This is a genomic window from Kocuria sp. CNJ-770, assembly GCF_001942375.1.
Classification (GTDB): Bacteria; Actinomycetota; Actinomycetes; order Actinomycetales; family Micrococcaceae; genus Kocuria; species Kocuria oceani.
In genome coordinates this window covers 43,907-64,400 of sequence record NZ_MKJW01000133.1, presented here as the reverse complement: position 1 = coordinate 64,400, position 20,494 = coordinate 43,907, and the positions used below count along the sequence as shown (strand labels likewise).

Annotated in this window: 17 protein-coding genes; all 17 read left to right on the top strand. The window is 73.7% G+C overall.

All coding sequences use genetic code 11. The features are described from left to right. Positions 1 to 125: 125 nt before the first annotated feature. The 17 genes from BJF77_RS16315 to BJF77_RS16235 all read left to right on the top strand — a co-directional run bounded on the left by BJF77_RS16315 (position 126) and on the right by BJF77_RS16235 (position 20,334). On the top strand, positions 126 to 1,253 hold the full coding sequence (locus BJF77_RS16315; RefSeq protein WP_075872830.1) for a mannose-1-phosphate guanylyltransferase: 1,128 nt from the start codon (positions 126 to 128) through the stop codon (positions 1,251 to 1,253). A gap of 39 nt (positions 1,254 to 1,292) precedes the next feature. After that, positions 1,293 to 2,540, top strand: coding sequence for an amidohydrolase (locus tag BJF77_RS16310; RefSeq protein WP_075872829.1), 1,248 nt, complete (start codon positions 1,293 to 1,295; stop codon positions 2,538 to 2,540). A 115-nt stretch (positions 2,541 to 2,655) separates the two neighbouring features. After that, positions 2,656 to 3,762 carry a BMP family protein gene (locus BJF77_RS16305; protein ID WP_075872828.1) on the top strand — a complete coding sequence of 369 codons (1,107 nt, stop codon included), beginning with the start codon at positions 2,656 to 2,658 and terminating at the stop codon, positions 3,760 to 3,762. Between the two features lie 113 nt (positions 3,763 to 3,875). Then, complete coding sequence (locus BJF77_RS16300) at positions 3,876 to 5,429, top strand: ABC transporter ATP-binding protein (protein WP_075872827.1); 1,554 nt, start codon at positions 3,876 to 3,878, stop codon at positions 5,427 to 5,429. Next, positions 5,426 to 6,679: an ABC transporter permease gene (locus tag BJF77_RS16295; RefSeq protein WP_075872826.1), complete on the top strand. Its 1,254-nt coding sequence runs from the start codon at positions 5,426 to 5,428 to the stop codon at positions 6,677 to 6,679. Before BJF77_RS16300 ends, BJF77_RS16295 begins: the two co-directional genes overlap by 4 nt. After that, positions 6,676 to 8,049 carry an ABC transporter permease gene (locus tag BJF77_RS16290; protein WP_075872825.1) on the top strand — a complete coding sequence of 458 codons (1,374 nt, stop codon included), beginning with the start codon at positions 6,676 to 6,678 and terminating at the stop codon, positions 8,047 to 8,049. The genes BJF77_RS16295 and BJF77_RS16290 overlap by 4 nt, the downstream gene beginning before the upstream one ends. 7 nt (positions 8,050 to 8,056) lie before the next feature. Then, positions 8,057 to 8,494, top strand: coding sequence for a cytidine deaminase (locus BJF77_RS16285; protein ID WP_369821431.1), 438 nt, complete (start codon positions 8,057 to 8,059; stop codon positions 8,492 to 8,494). A gap of 77 nt (positions 8,495 to 8,571) precedes the next feature. Then, a complete protein-coding gene (locus tag BJF77_RS16280; protein ID WP_075872824.1) occupies positions 8,572 to 9,879 on the top strand; it encodes a thymidine phosphorylase in 1,308 nt (435 codons plus the stop codon). 236 nt (positions 9,880 to 10,115) lie between these two features. Further along, a complete protein-coding gene (locus tag BJF77_RS16275) occupies positions 10,116 to 11,528 on the top strand; it encodes a hypothetical protein (RefSeq protein ID WP_075872823.1) in 1,413 nt (470 codons plus the stop codon). 7 nt (positions 11,529 to 11,535) lie between these two features. After that, positions 11,536 to 12,660 (top strand): adenosine deaminase, encoded by a 1,125-nt coding sequence (locus BJF77_RS16270; protein ID WP_047804032.1) that lies wholly within the window; start codon positions 11,536 to 11,538, stop codon positions 12,658 to 12,660. Beyond that, the gene (locus BJF77_RS16265) at positions 12,657 to 13,391 is read left to right on the top strand and encodes a MazG family protein (protein WP_075872822.1); all 735 of its coding nucleotides are present in this window, start codon (positions 12,657 to 12,659) and stop codon (positions 13,389 to 13,391) included. Before BJF77_RS16270 ends, BJF77_RS16265 begins: the two co-directional genes overlap by 4 nt. Positions 13,392 to 13,579: 188 nt before the next feature. Beyond that, positions 13,580 to 14,863: a phosphopyruvate hydratase gene (gene eno, locus BJF77_RS16260; protein ID WP_047804034.1), complete on the top strand. Its 1,284-nt coding sequence runs from the start codon at positions 13,580 to 13,582 to the stop codon at positions 14,861 to 14,863. A gap of 113 nt (positions 14,864 to 14,976) precedes the next feature. After that, the gene (locus tag BJF77_RS16255; protein WP_075872821.1) at positions 14,977 to 15,756 is read left to right on the top strand and encodes a septum formation initiator family protein; all 780 of its coding nucleotides are present in this window, start codon (positions 14,977 to 14,979) and stop codon (positions 15,754 to 15,756) included. Positions 15,757 to 15,764: 8 nt separating this feature from the next. Beyond that, the gene (locus BJF77_RS16250; RefSeq protein ID WP_075872820.1) at positions 15,765 to 16,373 is read left to right on the top strand and encodes a DUF501 domain-containing protein; all 609 of its coding nucleotides are present in this window, start codon (positions 15,765 to 15,767) and stop codon (positions 16,371 to 16,373) included. Between the two features lie 73 nt (positions 16,374 to 16,446). Continuing rightward, complete coding sequence (locus BJF77_RS16245) at positions 16,447 to 17,397, top strand: Ppx/GppA phosphatase family protein (RefSeq protein WP_075872819.1); 951 nt, start codon at positions 16,447 to 16,449, stop codon at positions 17,395 to 17,397. A gap of 97 nt (positions 17,398 to 17,494) precedes the next feature. Then, positions 17,495 to 18,838, top strand: a complete 1,344-nt coding sequence (locus BJF77_RS16240; RefSeq protein WP_255396320.1) for a S8 family serine peptidase — start codon at positions 17,495 to 17,497, stop codon at positions 18,836 to 18,838. Between the two features lie 86 nt (positions 18,839 to 18,924). Then, complete coding sequence (locus BJF77_RS16235; protein ID WP_047804038.1) at positions 18,925 to 20,334, top strand: NAD(P)/FAD-dependent oxidoreductase; 1,410 nt, start codon at positions 18,925 to 18,927, stop codon at positions 20,332 to 20,334. Positions 20,335 to 20,494 lie beyond the last annotated feature (160 nt).

Below are 20,494 nucleotides of genomic sequence, written 5' to 3'. Positions count from 1 at the left end.
ATGTTGCGCGAGTTCCTTTCCACGATACCAGCACGGACGCCGTTTACTGACAGCCTGTCCCCCGCCAGGACACGGATCTCGCCGTGGGCGGACGTCGTTTTCCGTGCCGCCCGTCCCGGCGTCGTATGGTGATCCGTGTGACCTCTCCCCTCGCGCACTTCCACCCCTTCATCCCGGCCGGAGGGGTCGGCTCCCGGCTCTGGCCGCTGTCCCGGGCCGACGCCCCGAAGTTCCTGCTGGACCTCACCGGATCCGGCTCGTCGCTGCTGCGGGCCACCTACGACCGGCTGGCCGGGCTCAGCGGCGGCCGCGTGATGGTCGTCACCGGACGCACCCACGCCCCCGCGGTCTGCCGGCAGCTGCCGGAGCTGTCCCCGGGGGACCTCGTGCTCGAGCCGTCCCCCAAGGACTCGGCGGCGGCCATCGGCCTCGCCTGCATGCTGATCGCCCGGCAGGACCCGGACGCGATCGTCGGCTCCTTCGCGGCCGACCACGTGATCGAGCCCGCCGAGGCGTTCCAGGACGTGGTCCGGGAGGCGGTGGCGGCGGCGGCCTCGGGCCGGATCGTGACCATCGGCATCCCGCCGAGCTCCCCGGCCACCGGCTTCGGCTACATCCGCGCCGGCACGCAGCTGGGCCTCGAGGGCGCCCCGCACGCCCTGCAGGTCGAGCAGTTCGTGGAGAAGCCGGACGAGGCCACCGCGCGCGCCTACGTGCACAGCGGCAACTACACGTGGAACGCCGGCATGTTCGTGGCCCCCGCCTCGCTGATGCTGCGCCACCTCGCCGCCAGCGAGCCCGCGCTGCACGCCGGGCTGGCCGAGATCGCCGACGCGTGGGGCACGCCCGCGCAGGACGAGGTGGTCGACCGGGTCTGGCCGGGTCTGCCGAAGACCGCCATCGACTACGCCGTGGCCGAGCCCGCGGCCGCGGCCGGGGACGTCGCGATGGTGCCCGCGACCTTCACCTGGGACGACGTGGGCGACTTCGCCGCGATCAGCAGGCTCAACCACGTCGACCCGCAGGGGGACCCGCACGTGACCGTGCTGGGCGACAACAGCCGGGTGCTCGCCGACAGCTCCACGGGCATCGTCGTCTCCGACACGGGCCGGATGATCGCGCTGATCGGCGTGGAGGACATCGTCGTCGTCGACACCCCCGACGCGCTGCTGGTGACCACGCAGGAGCACGCCCAGCGGGTCAAGGACGCGGTGGCCTCGCTCAAGCAGAGCGGCAACACGGACGTGCTGTGAGCGTCCCGGGCCGCGCGCGGCCCGGAGTACCCTGGACAGATGCCTGACGCGCCATCTCCCGCCGCGGCCCTGGAGGCCGGCCTCCCGCCGGCCATCGGCCCCCTCCTCAAGCGGTTCCTGCCGGACCTGATCGCCTTCCGGCGCGACCTGCACCGGCACCCGGAGCTGTCCTACCAGGAGTTCCGCACCACCGACCGGATCGTCGCCGCCCTGGAGAACATGGGCCTGAGCCCCGTGCGGCTCACCGACACCGGCTGCTACGTGGACATCGGCCACGGGCCGCTGGCCGTGGGCCTGCGCGCGGACATCGACGCGCTGCCCATCCAGGAGGCGACGGGCCTGGACTACTCCTCCGCCAACGACGGCGTGGCCCACTCCTGCGGCCACGACATCCACGCGACCGTGATGGTGGGCGTGGCCAAGGTGCTCGCGGACCTGCACCGCACCGCGCACATCGCCGGCACCGTGCGGATCGTCTTCCAGCCCGCCGAGGAGCAGCTGCCCGGCGGCGCGCTCACGGTGATCCGCCAGGGCGCGCTGGAGGGCGTGCCGCGCATGTTCGCGCTGCACTGCGAGCCCAAGGTCGACGTGGGGCAGGTCGGGACCCGGATCGGGGCGATCACCTCCGCCTCGGACACCGTGCGGATCGAGTTCACCGGCCGCGGCGGGCACACCTCCCGCCCGCACCTGACGCAGGACCTCGTCTACGCGATGGCCCAGATCGCCGTCAACGTCCCCGCCGTGCTCTCCCGGCGGATCGACGTCCGCTCCGGGGTCGCGGTGGTCTGGGGGCAGATGCACGCCGGTGTGGCGCCCAACGCCATCCCCGCCACGGGGTTCATGTCCGGGACCATGCGCTGCCTCGACGCCGACGCCTGGCACCGGGCCGGCAGGCTGCTCGACGAGGTCGTGCACCAGGTCGCGGCGCCCTACGGGGTCGACGTGGAACTGGAGCACATCCGCGGCGTGCCTCCCGTGGTCAACGGGGAGACCGAGACCACCATCATCGAGAACGCCGCCCGCGCGGAGCTCGGCGAGGACGCCGTGGTCCTGGTGCACCAGTCGATGGGCGGGGAGGACTTCGCGTGGTTCCTCCAGGAGGTCCCCGGGGCGATGATGCGCCTGGGCACCCGGACCCGGGGCGGGCACACCTACGACCTGCACCAGTCGGACTACGTGGCCGACGAGGCGGCCATCGGCTGCGGCGTCCAGGTCATGGCCAACACCGCCCTGCGGGCCATCCGGCTGCGCTCCCGGGAGACGCGCCCCGACGTCACGACGAATTAACGCCAGCCTCCGTCCACCGCGCCTACCCGTGGGTAGAATGACACCACGTCACGCCACACCGCGTGGACGGGACCCGCTGCCCGCGGCCGGGTCACGCCTGTCTCCTGGAGGAACCATGACCTTCTCGCCCCGGACGTCCCGAGGACCCCGCCCGCTCTCCGCCGCCGCGCTGCTCGGCGTCTCCGCCCTGGTCCTCGCCGGCTGCGGGGCCGCGCCCGAGGAGGGCGGTGAGGCGCAGGAGCAGGCCAGCGACTTCACCGGCTGCATCGTCTCGGACTCCGGGGGCTTCCAGGACCGCTCGTTCAACCAGAACTCCTACGAGGGCCTGCAGGCCGCGCAGGAGTCCATGGGCATCGAGATCCAGCAGGCGGAGTCCCAGGCCGAGACGGACTTCGTGCCCAACCTCAACTCCATGGTCCAGCAGGGCTGCGACCTGACCGTCGCCGTGGGCTTCCTCCTCGCCGACGCGACCCGTGAGGCCGCCGAGGCCAACCCGGAGTCGAACTTCGCGATCGTGGACGACGCCTCGATCGAGCTCGACAACGTCAAGCCGCTGGTCTACAACACCGCCGAGGCCGCGTTCCTCGCCGGCTACGTCGCGGCCGGCACCACCCAGACCGGCAAGGTCGCGGCCTACGGCGGCATGGACATCCCCACCGTGACGGTGTTCATGGACGGCTTCGCCGACGGCGTCGCCCACTACAACGAGACCAAGGGCGAGAACGTCGAGCTGCTGGGCTGGAACAAGGACGCCCAGGACGGCACCTTCGTCAACAGCTTCACCGACACCTCCGCGGCGAAGACCACCACGCAGAACTTCATCAACGAGGGCGCGGACATCATCATGCCCGTGGCGGGCCAGGCGGCGCTGGGCACCCTCGACGCCGTGGTCGCCGCCAACGACGGCGGCGACGAGGTCCGCTTCGTGTGGGTCGACGCCGACGGCTACGAGACGCTGGACCAGGGCCAGCAGTACCAGCTCACCTCCGTGCTCAAGCAGATGAGCACCTCCGTGCAGGACGTCGTCGAGAACTCGGCGGAGGGCGAGTTCAGCAACGAGCCCTACATCGGCACCCTCGAGAACGGCGGGGTGGGCATCGCGCCCTACCACGACCAGGAGGAGGCCGTGGGCGAGGAGCTCGCCGCCGAGGTCGAGCAGCTCCAGCAGGACATCATCGACGGCACCGTCACCGTCGAGTCCGAGAACTCGCCGCAGGCCTGATCCCGGACGTCGGCGACCACCGCACCCACCGCCGCCAGCACGGCTCCCCGGCCGCAGCTGGCGGCGGTGGCGTGCCCGCCCGGGGCCGCGCACGGCCCAGGAGGAGGACCACCATGAAGCTCGAGCTGCAGTCCATCACCAAGCGGTTCGGTGCCTTCGCGGCCAACGAGGACATCGACCTCGTCGTCGAGCCCGGGCAGATCCACTGCCTGCTCGGGGAGAACGGGGCCGGCAAGTCGACCCTGATGAACGTCCTGTACGGGCTCTACCGGCCCACCGCGGGGCGGATTCTCGTGGACGGCACCGAGGTGTCCTTCAAGGGCCCCGGCGACGCCATGGCCGCCGGCATCGGCATGGTGCACCAGCACTTCATGCTCGTGCCCGTGTTCACGGTCGCCGAGAACGTCGCCCTGGGGGCGGAGAGCACGAAGGGCGCGGCCCTGGACCTGGAGACCACCCGCCGCCGGATCCGGGAGATCTCCGACCGCTACGGCTTCCACGTGGACCCGGACGCCGTCGTGGAGGACCTGCCCGTGGGCGTCCAGCAGCGCGTCGAGATCATCAAGGCCCTCGTGCGGGAGGCCCAGGTGCTGATCCTCGACGAGCCCACCGCCGTGCTCACCCCGCGCGAGACCGACGAGCTGCTCGAGATCATGCGCCAGCTGCGCGGCTCGGGGCGCTCGATCCTGTTCATCTCGCACAAGCTGCGCGAGGTCAAGGAGATCTCCGACGTGATCACCGTGGTCCGCCGCGGCCGCGTGGTGGGGCAGACCTCCCCGGAGGCCTCGACCTCCGAGCTCGCCGCGCTGATGGTGGGCCGCGACGTCTCCCTCACGGTGGCCAAGGGGCAGGCCGAACCGGGGGAGCGCGCCCTCGAGGTCAGCGGTCTCACCGTGGTCGGCGACAACGGCGTGAAGCTGCTCGACGACGTCAGCTTCGACGTGGCCCGCGGGGAGATCCTCGCGGTGGCCGGTGTGCAGGGCAACGGCCAGACCGAGCTCGCCGAGGCGATCCTGGGCCTGCGGGAGCGGGCCACCGGCTCGATCCGGCTGGGCGGCGCGGAGCTGCTGGGCCGGTCGGTGCGCCAGGTGCTGGAGTCCGGCGTGGGGTTCGTCCCCGAGGACCGCTCCACGGACGGGCTCGTGGGGCCCTTCACCGTGGCCGAGAACCTGGTCATGGACCTCTACGGCGACGACCGCTTCTCCCACGGGCCCTCCCTGCGCCTGGGCGAGATCCAGACCAACGCCCGCCGCGCCGTCGAGGAGTTCGACGTGCGGACCCCGTCGGTGGACGCCCCGGTGCAGACGCTCTCCGGCGGCAACCAGCAGAAGGTCGTGATCGCCCGGGAGCTGTCCCGGCCCCTCGAGCTCTTCCTCGCCTCCCAGCCCACCCGCGGGGTGGACGTCGGGTCGATCGAGTTCATCCACGAGCAGATCGTCGCCGAGCGGGACAAGGGCGTGCCCGTGCTCATCGTCTCCACCGAGCTCGACGAGGTCTACGCGCTCGCGGACCGCATCGCAGTGTTCTTCCACGGCCGCATCATGGGCATCGTCGGCCCCGACACCCCGCGGGACGTCCTGGGCCAGATGATGGCCGGGGCCACCGCCGAGGAGGCCCGCGCCTCCGCCGCCCCGCACACCGCCCCGCACACGAAGGAGCAGGCATGAGCGCCACCGGAGCGGCCCCCGCGGTCGCCGAGCAGCAGAGCGTGCCGCCGCCCACGGCCACCACCCCCGACGCCCCGCGGCGCACCTGGCTGGGCTCGGCGCTGCAGTCGGTGCTCGCGATCGTCGCGGCCCTGGTGCTGGGCGGGCTGCTGATCGCCGTGACCGACGAGCGCGTCGCCGACGCCGCGGGCTACTTCTTCGCCCGCCCCGGGGACACCCTCGCCGCGATGTGGGCCGCAGCGTCCTCCGCCTACGAGGCGATGTTCTACGGCGCCGTCTACAACCCCAGCGGCACGACCTTCGCCCAGCGGATCTACCCGCTCACCGAGACCCTCACCGTGGCCACCCCGCTGATCCTCGCCGGTCTCGGCGTGGCCGTGGCCTTCCGGGCGGGGCTGTTCAACATCGGCGCCCAGGGCCAGCTGCTGATCGGTGCGGCCCTCGCCGCGTGGGTGGGCTTCGCCTGGCAGCTGCCGGTGGGCGTGCACCTGCTCGCCGTGGTCCTCGCCGGCGCCCTGGGCGGGGCCCTGTGGGGCGGGATCGTCGGGCTGCTCAAGGCCCGCACCGGCGCCCACGAGGTGATCCTCACGATCATGCTCAACTACATCGCGCTGAACCTGGTCGCCTACCTGCTGACCCGGCCCGCGTTCCTGCGCCCCGGCTCCTCGAACCCGATCAGCCCGCAGGTCGCCGAGACCGCGATGTTCCCGCGGCTGCTGGGGGAGCAGTTCCGCCTGCACTGGGGCTTCGTGCTCGCGGTCCTCGCCACGGTGTTCGTGGCGTGGCTGCTCCACCGCTCCACGGTGGGCTTCGAGCTGCGCGCCGTGGGCGCCAACCCGCGCGCGGCCCGCACCGCCGGCATCTCCGTCACGCGCGGCTACGTCGTCGTCATGCTGCTCGCGGGCGCACTGGCCGGCCTCGCGGGCGTCGCGCAGATCGCCGGCACCGAGCGGGCGCTGACCTCCGGGATCGCCGCGTCCTTCGGCTTCGACGCGATCACGGTGGCCCTGCTGGGCCGATCCAGGCCGTGGGGGACCTTCTTCGCCGGCCTGCTCTACGGCGCCTTCCGCGCCGGGGGCGTCACGATGCAGTCGATGACCGGCACGAACATCGACATCGTGCTGGTCGTGCAGTCGCTGATCGTGCTGTTCATCGCCCTGCCGCCGCTGCTGAGGACCGGCCAGGACCGGGTCCGCCGCCGGCGCGGACGGGGCACCACCACCATCGCCACCGAGGGGGCCCGGGCATGAGCTCGCAGGAACCGACACCGCAGCCCGAGAGCGCCCCGTGGGCCGGCGGCAGCACCGCCACCACCGCCGCTGACACCGCCACCGCGCCGGCCGAGGCCGAGCTGTCCACGGCGGCGGCCAACGAGGTCGTGGGCGTGACCAGCTGGCGCACCCCCGTGGTCCTGGCCCTGCTGAGCGCCGTGGCCCTCGTCCTGTTCGCGCTCAACGCCCCGGACACCCGGGTCGCCTTCCGCGTCTCCGAGGACGGCGACCTCTTCCGCGTGCCGGACCTCGCGGTCAACGGCGTGGTGTGGGGCTGGCTCACCGTGGTCGTGCTCCTCGCCCTGACGGCCCTGGCCTTCGTGCGCGCCCGGGCCCGGGCGCAGCTGCCGCGCTGGGCGGTGCTGGTGTTCGGCTTCTTCTTCGTCAGCGGCTTCCTCGTGTGGGTCGTGGGCAGCTCGCGCACCCCGGACGTGTCCCTCTCGGGCCTGCTGGCCGGGTCCGTGGCCCTGGCCATCCCGCTGATCTTCGGCTCCCTGGGCGGACTGCTGTGCGAGCGCTCCGGGGTCGTGAACATCGCGATCGAGGGCCAGCTGCTGTTCGGCGCCTTCTCCGCGGCCGTGGCCGGGTCCCTGTCCGGCAGCGCCTGGGTGGGTCTGCTGGCCGCCGTGGTCGGCGCGGCCCTGGTCTCCCTGGTCCTCGCCGTCTTCTCGATCACCTACAAGGTCAACCAGGTGATCGTGGGCGTGGTGCTCAACGTGCTGGTCTCCGGGCTGACCGGCTTCCTCTTCGCCACGGTCCTGGAGACCAACGCGAGCGTGTTCAACTCCCCGCCGCGGCTGCCGCGCATCGCCGTGCCCGTGCTCTCCGAGATCCCCGTGGTCGGCCCCATCCTCTTCGACCAGTCCGTGATCGGGTACCTGATGTACGTGGCGGTGGCCGTGGTGTGGTTCGCCCTCTACCGCACCCGCTGGGGACTGCGCACCCGCGCGGTGGGCGAGCACCCCAAGGCCGCGGACACCCTGGGCGTGAAGGTCAACGCGCTGCGCTTCCGCAACGTGCTGCTCGGCGGTATGGTCGCCGGTGTCGGCGGGGCGTTCTACACCCTGGTCTCCGTCTCCGCGTTCACCCGGGACATGACCTCCGGTGCGGGGTACATCGCCCTGGCCGCGCTGATCTTCGGCCGGTGGAACCCCATCGGGGCGCTGCTCGCGTCGCTGCTGTTCGGCTTCGCGTCCAACCTCCAGTCGATCCTGTCCTTCCTGGGCACCCCGGTGCCCAGCCAGTTCCTGGCGATGCTCCCGTACGTCGTGACGATCCTGGCGGTGGCCGGGCTCGTCGGCGCCTCCCGCGCCCCGGCGGCCTCGGGCCAGCCCTACACCAAGGAGTGAGCCCATCGTGACCGAGCACCAGCCCCCGGCGGGGACCGCAGCCGAGCACGGCGCCCCGGAGGACGCCGTGGACTGGGCGCGTCTGCTCGCGGCCGCCGTCGCCGCCCGCGAGCACGCCTACGTCCCGTACTCGCGCTTCCCCGTGGGCGCGGCCGCCCTGACCGAGGACGGGCGGGTGGTCTCCGGGTGCAACGTGGAGAACGCCTCCTACGGTCTGACGCTGTGCGCGGAGTGCTCCCTGGTCTCGGCCCTGCACATGTCCGGCGGCGGCCGGCTCGCCGCCTTCGTCTGCGTGGACGCCGGCGGCGACGTCCTGATGCCCTGCGGGCGCTGTCGTCAGCTGCTGTACGAGCACCGCGCGCCCGGTCTGCGGCTGCTCACCGTCTCCGGGGTGCGGACCATGGCCGAGGTCCTGCCCGACGCCTTCGGCCCCGAGCACCTCTGACGGGTCGCGGGCGCCTCCGACGAGTCCTCCGGCGGTCCTCCGCCGCCGCACCGCACCTCCTCCCGAAAGGACCCCTCATGACCGAGCAGTTCGACGCCGTCGACGTCATCCGCACCAAGCGCGACGGCGAGGCGCTCTCGCCCGCACAGATCGCGTGGGTGGTGGACGCCTACACCCGCGGGGCCGTGGCGGAGGAGCAGATGAGCGCGCTGGCCATGGCGATCTTCCTGCGCGGCATGGACCGGGACGAGATCGCGGGCTGGACCCGGGCGATGATCGCCTCGGGGGAGCGGATGGACTTCTCGCAGCTCGTGCGCTCCGGGGCCCGCTCGGCGACCAGCGACAAGCACTCGACCGGCGGGGTGGGGGACAAGATCACGCTGCCGCTGGCCCCGCTCGTGGCGGTCTACGGGGTGGCCGTCCCGCAGCTGTCGGGCCGCGGGCTCGGCCACACCGGCGGCACCCTGGACAAGCTCGAGTCGATCCCCGGGTGGCGCGCCGCGCTGACCAACGCGGAGATGATGGACCAGCTGCGCGACGTCGGCGCCGTGATCTGCGCCGCCGGCTCCGGCCTGGCCCCGGCCGACAAGAAGCTCTACGCGCTGCGTGACGTCACCGGCACGGTGGAGTCCATCCCGCTCATCGCGTCCTCCATCATGTCCAAGAAGATCGCCGAGGGCACCCAGTCCCTGGTGCTCGACGTCAAGGTCGGCTCCGGCGCGTTCATGAAGGACCTCGCGTCCGCCCGCGAGCTGGCCCGCACCATGGTGGACCTCGGCACGGACGCCGGCGTCACGACCACCGCGCTGCTCACCGACATGTCCACGCCACTGGGCCTGGCGGTCGGCAACGCCGTGGAGGTCCAGGAGTCCGTGGACGTGCTCGCCGGGGGAGGCCCGGCCGACGTCGTGGAGCTCACCGTGGCGCTCGCCGCGGAGATGCTCGCCGCCTCCGGGATCCCCGACGCCGACCCCGCGGAGGCCCTGCGGGACGGCCGGGCGATGGACGTGTGGCGGGCGATGATCTCCGCCCAGGGCGGGGACCCCGACGCCCCGCTGCCGCAGGCCCGGGAGTCCGAGACCGTCACGGCCGAGGCCGACGGGGTGCTCACGGAGCTCGACGCCTACAAGGTCGGGCTGGCCTCATGGCGTCTCGGCGCGGGCCGGGCCCGCCGGGAGGACCCGGTCCAGGCCGGGGCCGGAGTCCTGCTGCACGCCAAGCCGGGCGACCCCGTCCGGGCGGGCCAGCCGCTGCTGACGCTGCGCACCGACACCCCCGAGCGCTTCGCCCGGGCCCGGGAGGCCCTCGAGGGCGCCGCCGTGGTCCTGCCCTCGGCCCCGGAGGACCGTGCGGCCCGCGGGGTGGTCCTCGAGACCGTGCGCTGAGACCGCCGGGAGGGGGCCCGCGGGCGCGCCTATACTGCGGAGAGAACCAGCGCGAAACGAGAACCGAGGGCGTGCGCACACGCTCAGAAGGGTGGGTCCAGTTGGGTCTGCGAGGCATTTTCCGGAAGAACAGCGGTGACGGCAGGTCGCAGGAGACGGCCCCGGAGGGCCGCCCGGCCGCTCCGCCCGCCGGGCAGACCGGTCCCGGCGACGCCGAGGGGCGAGCGGGCGCACCCGTGAGCCCGGGCCGGGAGCACGAGGCGCCCGGGGCCGGGGAGGCCCGTCCGGTGCCGCCGGAGGGGCCGCTGGCCGTTCTCGTGGAGCGGCTGACCTCCCGCGGTGCCGACCGCGCCGTGCTCACCCTGGTCCAGCGCGGCAACACCATGACGCACCAGACGGAGCAGTCCGTGGGGGACGTGGCCCCGTCCGTGGAGTCGGGCACCGTGGACCAGGACTCGCCGCTCTTCGACCCGGTCGCCGACCTCTACAGCGAGGCCATGTCCTCCCCCCGGGGCGCGTGGCAGAGCGCCCGCATCGAGGTGGGCCCGGAGCAGGACGGGGTCCGTCCCGTCGTGACGACCTACGGGTTCGCCGACGGCGCCGAGGACGTGCAGACCTGGCGGTCGGGCCGTCCGACCCCGGCGCCCCCGGCGAGCGCCGTGGGGACGGACGGCGACGAGCGTCCCGGTGACCGGGCCGCCGCGGACGCCCCGGCGCCCGAGCAGCGCCCCGACGAGCAGCGCCCCGACGAGCGGTGGACCGAGGAGCCCGGGGACCGCTCCGGGACCGGCGCCGCGGAGGCCGCGGCGCGGGACGCCGAGGCCTTGGACAGCGATGCGACGGCGGACGCCCCGCCCGCTCCCGGGACCGGCGGCACGCCGGTCATCACCGAGGTCGACGGGCCCACCGGCTCCTCCGCCGGGCGGACCGCGCCGGGGACCGCGCCCGGGAGCGACGACGCCCAGCGCGTCCCCGACCACGTCGACCACGAGGAGTGGCACGAGGACGTCGAGCCGCCGGCCCCCACGGGCGCCGGCGCCGCCGCTGCCGCCGCGGTCGCGGCCGGCACCGCGGCCGGCGAGGACCAGGACTCCTCCGCGCCGGAGACCGCCGTCTCCACCGACGTCTCCCCGTCCTACCGCGCCCCGTCCGGGGCCACGGACCGCCCCTCGCAGGACGCCCTCGCCGAGGGCAACCTCGTGCTCAAGGAGGCCGACGTGCTGCGCCGGCTCGCGGCCGCCCAGCGGCGCCTGTTCGGCCCGGACGGCACCGCCATGGACGTCTCCACCGTCCTGGTGCGCATCCGTGCCCTGGGCACCTACTACGACGCCCTCACGCACGTGCGCAAGAACGGCTTCTGGGACCAGCGCCGCACCTTCGACCTGGTCCCCGAGGACCTGCTGCACGTGCAGGAGTTCAAGGACGAGTCCTACGTGGAGGGCACCGGCGCTCCGCTGGCCATGATGTTCCGCTTCCGCCCGGGCATCCCCCCGGAGGTGTCCTTCGACTACGCGGACGAGGAGGCCTTCGTGCGCTACGAGGAGCGGCTGCCCGCGCAGAACTACCTCGAGGAGCTGCGCATGTACCCGCGGACCGGGGCGAACATCCCGCAGCACATGAACGAGGCCCTGCAGGACTGGAACTACTGAGCCCGTGATGCTGACGTCCGCCGAACGCGGTCCGGCCCGTGTGCCGGACCGCCTGCTCCGCGACCTGCCCAAGGTCTGCCTGCACGACCACCTGGACGGCGCGCTGCGCCCGGCCACGGTGGTCGAGCTGGCCGCCGCCGCCGGGCACCGCCTGCCGGCCGAGGAGCCCGAGGCCCTCGGCCGGTGGATCCGCGCCAGCGCCGACTCCGGCTCGCTGGTGCGCTACCTGCAGACGTTCGAGCACACCGTGGCCGTGATGCAGTCCCCCGAGGCGCTCGTGCGCTGCGCCCGGGAGTACGTCGAGGACCTCGTCGCCGAGGGCGTCGTGCACGCGGAGGTCCGGTGGGCGCCGGAGCAGCACACCGCGGGCGGGCTCTCGATGGCCGAGGCCGTCGAGGCCGTCCGGCTCGGGCTCTCCGAAGGGGTGCTCGCCGCGGAGGACGCCGGGCACATCGTCTCCGTCACCCAGATCCTGTGCGCCATGCGCCACGCCGAGCGGTCCCTCGAGGTCGCCCGCCTGGTGGTCGACAACCGGGACCGCGGCGTCGTGGCCTTCGACCTCGCCGGTCCCGAGGACGGCTTCCCGCCGGTGCGCCACCGGGCGGCCCTCGAGCTGCTCGCCGACGAGCTCATGCCGGTCACCCTGCACGCCGGCGAGGCGGCGGGCATCGGGTCCATCCGGGACGCCCTGGCCACAGGCCGCGCCCTGCGGCTGGGCCACGGGGTGCGCATCGCGGAGGACATCGAGATCGAGGAGGAGGACGGCGTCGCCGTCGTCACGCTCGGCCGCACGGCCGAGTGGGTCCGGGACCGGGGCATCGCGCTCGAGGTCTGCCCCACGTCCAATCTCCAGACCGGCGCGGTGGCCGCCTTCGGCGCCGCCCCCGAGCGGCACCCGGTGGACATGCTGTACCGCACGGGCTTCACGGTGACCATCTCCCCGGACAACCGGCTGATGAGCGGTACGTCGGTGACCGGCGAGCTCGCCTATCTCGTGACCCACTTCGGCTACGGGCTCGAGGACCTGGAGCAGCTGCAGCGCAACGCGGCGGCCGCCGCGTTCCTGCCCCTGGAGGACCGCAGCGCGCTGGAGGGCATCATCACGGAGGGCTTCGAAGGGATGCACGGATGAGCCAGGGACACGGGACGGACGACGTCCCCGCCGGCCTGGGCGTGCCCGAGCGCACCGCGCAGCGCTTCGCGGAGCTCGTGGCGGTCATGGACCGGCTGCGCTCGCCGGGCGGGTGCGCCTGGGACGGCCAGCAGACCCACGAGTCCCTCGTGCGCTATCTCGTGGAGGAGGCCTACGAGGTGGTCGAGGCCGTCGAGGCCGAGGGCGGCCCGGCGGCCCACGCCGCCCTGCTGGTCGAGGAGCTCGGCGACGTCCTGCTGCAGGTGGTCTTCCACGCGCGCGTCGCCCAGGAGCGCCCGCGCGCCGAGGGCGGGTTCGACGTCTCCGACGTGCTGGAGGCGATCACCGCCAAGCTGGTGCGCCGCCACCCGCACGTCTTCGACCCCGGGGCGTCCGGGGACGTGGCGGGGGAGCAGACCCTCGACCAGCTGCACTCCCGCTGGGAGGACCTCAAGAAGGCCGAGAAGCCGGAGCGGACCGGGCCCTTCGACGGCATCCCCCCGCACCTGCCCGCCCTGGCCCTCGCGGAGAAGACCCTCGCCCGGGCCCGCAAGCACGATCTCGAGCCCCCGGCCCCCCACGGGCAGGAGGCCTCCGGCCCGCACACCGAGGAGGAACTGGGGGAGGCCCTGTTCGCGCTGGTGCGCACCGCTTCCTCCCGCGGACTGGACGCCGAGCGGGCCCTGCGCGGGGCCGCCCGCTCCTACGCCGCCGTCCGGGACGGCGGCTGAGCCCGTCCCGGGCCGCCGCCGGCAAGGACCGGGCCGCCACGAGTCGCTAGGCTGGATCCGGCAGGGGCGCCAGGTCGTGACGGGGCGTGCCCCGACGGGTGCCCGGCACCGGTCTCCCGCCCGCCCCGCACGTTCCACGCCAGCACCACCGTCAGCACGAACGCCAGCACCAACGTCAGGAGCACCACATGGCCATGATCACCGCAGTGCACGCCCGTCAGATCCTCGACTCCCGCGGCAACCCGACCGTGGAGGTCGAGGTCCTCCTGGAGGACGGCAGCTACGGCCGGGCGGCCGTCCCCTCGGGCGCCTCGACCGGAGCCTTCGAGGCCGTCGAGCGCCGCGACGGCGACAAGAAGGTGTACCTCGGCAAGGGCGTCCTCGACGCCGTGAAGGCCGTGGACGAGGAGATCGCCGAGGCCGTGATCGGTCTCGACGCCACCGACCAGCGCCTGATCGACCGGACCATGCTCGACCTCGACGGCACGGACAACAAGGGCAGCCTCGGCGCCAACGCGATCCTGGGCGTCTCCCTCGCCGTGGCCCGCGCGGCCGCCAACGCCTCCGACCTGGAGCTCTACAAGTACCTGGGCGGGCCCAACGCCCACGTGCTGCCGGTGCCGATGATGAACATCCTCAACGGCGGCTCCCACGCGGACTCCAACGTGGACATCCAGGAGTTCATGATCGCCCCGATCGGCGCGGCGACCTTCTCGGAGGCCCTGCGCACCGGTGTGGAGGTCTACCACTCCCTCAAGGCCGTGCTCAAGGAGCGCGGGCTGGCCACCGGCCTGGGCGACGAGGGCGGCTTCGCCCCGAACCTCGAGTCCAACCGTGCGGCCCTGGACCTCATCTCCGAGGCGATCGGGAAGGCCGGCTACACCCTCGGCACCGACGTGGCGCTCGCCCTCGACGTCGCCTCCTCCGAGTTCTTCGAGAACGGCTCCTACAGCTTCGAGGGCAAGCAGCTGAGCGCCGCGGAGATGACCACCTACTACGAGGAGCTCGTGCGGGACTACCCGATCGTCTCCATCGAGGACCCGCTGGACGAGGACGACTGGGAGGGCTGGCAGACCCTGACCGCCTCCGTGGGCGCCAAGGTGCAGATCGTCGGCGACGACCTCTTCGTCACCAACCCGGAGCGGCTCTCCCGCGGCATCGAGGAGGGCGCCGGCAACGCGCTGCTCGTGAAGGTCAACCAGATCGGCTCCCTCACGGAGACCTTCGACGCCATCTCCCTGGCCCAGCGGCACATGTTCCACTGCATGATCTCCCACCGCTCGGGCGAGACCGAGGACACCACGATCGCCGACATCGCGGTGGCCACCAACGCCGGGCAGATCAAGACCGGTGCGCCGGCCCGCTCCGAGCGCGTGGCGAAGTACAACCAGCTGCTGCGCATCGAGGAGGAGCTCGGCGACGCCGCCCGCTACGCGGGCGCCTCGGCGTTCCCGCGCTACACCGCGAAGTGAGCCGACGCGGCGGCCGGCGGGTCCGGCCGCCGCGGGGGTGGGCCGTCCCCGGACGGCTCGCCCCCTGAGCGCTAGACTGGTCCCCGTCCCCGCCCGTTCCCCGTGAGGTCCCCATGCCCGCTCCCCGTCCTCGCACCACCCGCCTGCTCGGCGGCCGGGACGCCGCGCAGGGCGCCGCGCCGGGGACCCACCGGCCGGGCGGCGGCTCCAGCGCCGTGGGCTCTCCCACCCCCGCCCGCACCTTCAGCGGCCGTTTCCTGCTCCTGACGCTCGTGGCCGTGCTCATCGTCTTCCTGGCGGCCCCGACCACCAAGATCTGGCTCGAGCAGCGCGCCGAGATCGCGGCTCTCGAGCAGTCCATCGCCGACATGGAGGCCGAGCAGGCGTCCCTGGAGGACCGGGTGGACCAGTGGTCCGACGAGACCTACGTCAAGCAGCAGGCCCGGGACCGGCTCCTCTACGTCATGCCGGGGGAGCGGTCCTACCTCGTGGTGGGCGCCGAGGAGATGGAGGGCGCCGTGGTCGACTCCTCGGCGGCCCAGGTGGAGGCCGAGAAGCCCGCCTGGGTGGATGCGCTCTGGGACTCCGTGGTCGCCTCCGCCTACGAGGACGCCGCCGCAGCACCGGAGACGCTCGGCACCGAGGACACCACCGGCAGCGCGGACACCACGGGCACCGACGAGACCACCGGCACCGACAGCACCGACAGCATCGACAGCACCGGCACCGGGACCACGGACGGCACCGGTGCCGCCGAGGACACCGGCGGGGCCGCGGACGCCGGGACCCCGGTCCCGGCGGACGGCGCCGCCGAGGGGACCCCCGCCCCGACGGGCGGGACCGACGAGCCGCAGGACGCGGCGACGGACAGCCGCGGCACGGCCGCGGAGTGAGGAACGGCGTGAACTTCCAGCACGGACACGAACCCGGCGAGGCGGCGGGCGGGCCGCACGCCCCGCGGGGGCTCGGGGTGACGGCCGAGACGGTCGCGCCCACGGCCCTGGACCTGCAGGTCCTGTCCCGCCAGCTCGGGCGCCCGGTCCGCGACGTCGTCGAGATCCCGGCCCGATGCACCTGCGGGAACCCGCTCGTGGCGGCCACCGCGCCCCGGCTGGCCAACGGGACGCCGTTCCCCACCGTGTTCTACCTGGCCCACCCGGTGATCACGGCCGCGGTGTCCCGGCTCGAGGCCGGCGGGCTGATGTACGAGATGTCCGACCGGGTCCTGCAGGACGAGGAGCTCGCCGCGGCCCACCGCGCCGCGCACGAGGACTACCTCGCCGAGCGCGCCCGGATCGGGGCCCAGGCGGGCACGGGGCCCGTCCCCGAGATCGAGGGCATCTCCGCCGGGGGCATGCCCGTGCGCGTCAAGTGCCTGCACGTGCTCGCCGGCCACGCCCTGGCGGCCGGCCGCGGCGTCAACGTGCTCGGCGACGAGACCCTGGAGGCCATCGCCGAGTGGTGGACCCCCGGAACCTGTCACTGCGACCCGGCCTGGCGCGACGCCTGAGTCCCCAACCGGTCCGCTCCGGCGGCCCGGCGTTCCCCCGCCCCCACCACCCCCACCACCCCGAGGACGACCCATGCGCGTAGGCGCCATCGACTGCGGCACCAACTCCATCCGCCTGCTCATCGCCGACACCCGGGAGGAGGACGGCCGCACGGTCCTCGACGACCTGGTGCGGGAGATGCGCGTGGTCCGGCTGGGCCAGGGCGTGGACGCCACCGGCTGGCTGGCGGAGGCGGCCCTGGAGCGCACCTTCGCGGCCGCCGACGAGTACGCCCGGCTCCTGGCGGAGCACGGCGTGGAGCAGCTGCGGTTCGTCGCCACGAGCGCGACCCGCGACGCCGGCAACCGGGACGTCTTCCTCGCGGGGATCCGCGAGCGACTCGGTGTGAGCCCTGAGGTGATCACCGGGGACGAGGAGGCGGAGCTGTCCTTCCTCGGCGCGGCCGCGGCCGTTCCCGGCACCGACCCGGAGGACCGGGTGCTCGTGGTCGACCTGGGCGGCGGCTCCACCGAGTTCGTGCTCGGCAACTCGCGGGGCGTCCGTGCCGAGCGCAGCGTGGACATCGGCTGCGTCCGGCTCACCGAGCGGCACCTGGGCTCCAACCCGCCCACGCCGGAGCAGCAGGAGGCCGTGCTGCGCGACGTCGACCACGCCGTGGACGTGGTGCTGCAGAGCGTGCCCCTGGCCGAGACCACCCACCTCGTGGGGGTGGCCGGCACGATCACCACCGTCACCGCGCACGCGCTCGGACTGCCCGGCTACGACCCCGAGGCGATCGACGGGACCGAGCTGCAGGCCGACAGGATCGACCGGGCGTGCCGGGAACTCACGGCCATGACCCGCAAGCAACGGGCCGCGCTGCCCTACATGCACGAGGGCCGGGTCGACGTCATCGGCGGCGGAGCCCTCGTGTGGCGCCGGATCGTGGAGCGGGTCGGGGCCGCCACCGGCGGCCGGGTGTGCACGGCGATCGCCAGCGAGCACGATATTTTGGACGGGATCGCCCTGTCCCAGATCGGCTGACCGGCCCCGACCCGGAAGGACCCATGGCCTCCACCCCCGTGCGTCGCCGCGCTCCGCGCCCCCGCGTGCCCGTGCGGTGGACGGCAGCGGCGGCCGTGTGCGCCGTGGCCGGCACCGCCGTGGCGGGGCCGGCCCACGCCCGGCCGCCCGCCCCGGCCCCAGCATCCCGATCGAGGACCCCGTCACCGCGGCGCCCGGTGAGAGCCCCGCCCCGGACACCTCGCGGATCGCCGAGGACGGCATCCGCTCCCTGCAGTACTGGCTGGACGAGTACGGGGTGCGCGAGGCCTGGAAGGAGTCGACGGGGGAGGGCGCCCGGATCGCGGTCATCGACACGGGGGTGGACGGTACCCACCAGGACCTGGAGGGCGCCGTCGTCGGCGGCACCGACGTCTCGGGCGGGGGCGCCGCAGACGGCCAGAAGGGCCTCGGCACGGAGCCCGAGCACGGGACCCTGGTCGCCTCCGTGGCCGCGGGCCGCGGCCACGTGGCCCCGGGCGGGCGCGACGACGCCGGACCCGGCCGGCCCGCCGGCGTGGTCGGCGTGGCTCCCGACGCCGAGGTGCTCGCCGTGTCCACGTGGCTGGGCGGCGAGACCTCCGAGGTCCGCAGCGTGGACGAGCAGCTCCCGGACGCCGTCCGGTGGGCCGTGGACCAGGGCGCGGACGTCATCAACATGTCCGTGGGCTCCAACACCACCTCCTGGCCCGAGAGCTGGGACGAGGCCTTCCTCTACGCCGAGGAGAAGGACGTCCTGATCGTCGCCTCCGCGGGCAACCGGGGATCCGGGCTCGTCCAGGTGGGCGCCCCGGCCACCATCCCCGGGGTGCTCACGGTGGGCGGCGTGGGCCGCACCGGTGAGGCGAGCTGGGAGTCCTCCTCCCAGGGCATCTCCATCGCCGTCGCCGGCCCCTCCGAGGACATGGTGGGTGCCATCCCCGGGGACCGCTACGCCTCCTGGGCGGGCACCTCCGCGTCCGCGCCCGTGGTCGCGGGCACCGCCGCCCTCATCAAGGCGAAGTGGCCCGAGATGAGCTCCGCCCAGGTCGCCAACCGGATCATCTCCACCGCCCGGGACACCGGGGCCCCGGGCAAGGACCCGCTCTACGGCTACGGGGTGCTCGACGTCGAGGCCGCGCTGACCGAGGACGTCCCCGAGGTCGAGGCGAACCCGCTGGGCAGCATGCGGCAGTGGGTGCAGGTGCACCGGCCGAGCTCCGGGGCGACCCCCGGGGCCACGCCCTCGGAGAGCTCCGCACCGGTCACCGAGGAGGTCGAGGCCGAGGTCGCCCCGCCCGAACCGGTCGCCCCGATCGACGAGACGGGCCTGCTGCCCGTGGTGGTGCTCACAGGATTCGGTCTGCTCGTCCTGGGCCTGACCGCCGGCGCCGCGGTGCACATCCGCCGCATCGTGCGCGAGGACGCGGACGGCGGAGCCTGAGCCGGTGTCCCGCCCGATCCCGGACACGGTGGCGGGGCTTCCGCCGGGGATCCGGGGCCGACAGCTTTCTGAGTAGACTCGGGGGCATGTCTTTCACTCAACTGGCCAAGGATCGTCCGCGCCTTCTGATCGTCGGCGGAGGCTACGTCGGCTTCACCGTGGCGCAGGAACTGCAGAAGCGGATCAAGGACTCCGGCGGGGTCGTGACCGTCGTCGACCCCAACCCGTACATGACCTACCTGCCCTTCCTCCCGGAGGTGGCCGCCGGCAACATCGAGGGGCGCCACGCCGTGGTCCCGCACCGTCAGCACCTGCGCGACTGCGAGCTCATCGGCGGGCGCGTGATCGGCGTCGACCACGCCAACCGCACCGCGACCGTCCAGGGCGTCGACGAGGGCGAGACCTTCGAGCTCGCCTACGACGAGATCGTGATCTCCGGCGGGTCCGTCACCCGCGCCTTCCCGATCGAGGGCCTCGCCGAGAACGGCATCGGCCTGAAGTCCATCGAGGAGGCCGTCGGGCTGCGCGACTGGGTCCTCGAGCGCATCGAGTACGCCTCCCTGACCTCCGACGAGGACGAGCGCCGCCGCGCGCTGACCTTCGTCGTCGTCGGCGGCGGGTACGCCGGCACGGAGGGCCTCGCCGAGATCGAGGACATGGCCCGCAGCGCCGTGGAGCGCAACGACCGCCTGCAGCCCTCCGATCTGCGCTTCGTGCTGATCGAGGCCATGGGCCGGATCATGCCGGAGGTCTCCGAGGAGCGGGCCGAGAAGGTCGTGGCCCACCTGCGCAGCCGCGGCATCGAGGTGCTGCTCAACACCTCCCTCGACTCCGCCGTGGACAAGCACCTGAAGCTGATCAACATGCAGGACAAGTCCCCGGCCGGCGAGATCGACACGGACACCCTCGTCTGGACCGCCGGCGTGCAGGCCAACCCCCTGGTGAAGAACACCGACTTCCCGCTGGACCAGCGCGGGCGCGTGCGCGCCGGGGCCGACCTGCGGATCACCGGCGACGACGGGCCCCTCGAGGGTGCCTGGGCCGCCGGAGACGTCGCGGCCGTCCCGGACCTGACCGGCGGCGGCGTCGGCGGGTTCTGCGTGCCGAACGCCCAGCACGCCGTGCGCCAGGCCCGCGTCCTGGCCAAGAACGTCCTGGCCGCCCGCGCGGGCAAGCCGCTCGAGGACTACTACCACGAGAACCTCGGCGCAGTGGCCGGCCTCGGCCTCTACAAGGGCGTGGCCAGCATCAAGAACCTGCCCGGCATCAAGGGCAACGGGGTCGAGTTCTCCGGCTTCCCGGCGTGGATGATGCACCGCCTCTACCACGGCTACGCGATCCCCACCGTGGAGCGCAAGGCCCGGGTGTTCTCCGAGTACGTGCTGAACGCCGTGTTCGGCCGCGACACCGCGCCGATCCGGAACGCGCGCGAGCCCCGGCTGAACTTCCAGGAGGCCACCGGCACCGCCCCGGCCGCCAGCAAGGCCAGCCTCTGACACCACCGTCCGACCCGCTCGACCCCGCTCCGGCACCGGCCGGCGGCGGGGTCGAGCCGTTCCCGGGCCCGGCACGGGCGGGGATGGTCCGCTAAGCGCACACCTCCTTGTGGGCGGGCGCTGCGTTCCCTAGGCTGACGCGACCGCGGAACACCGTCTC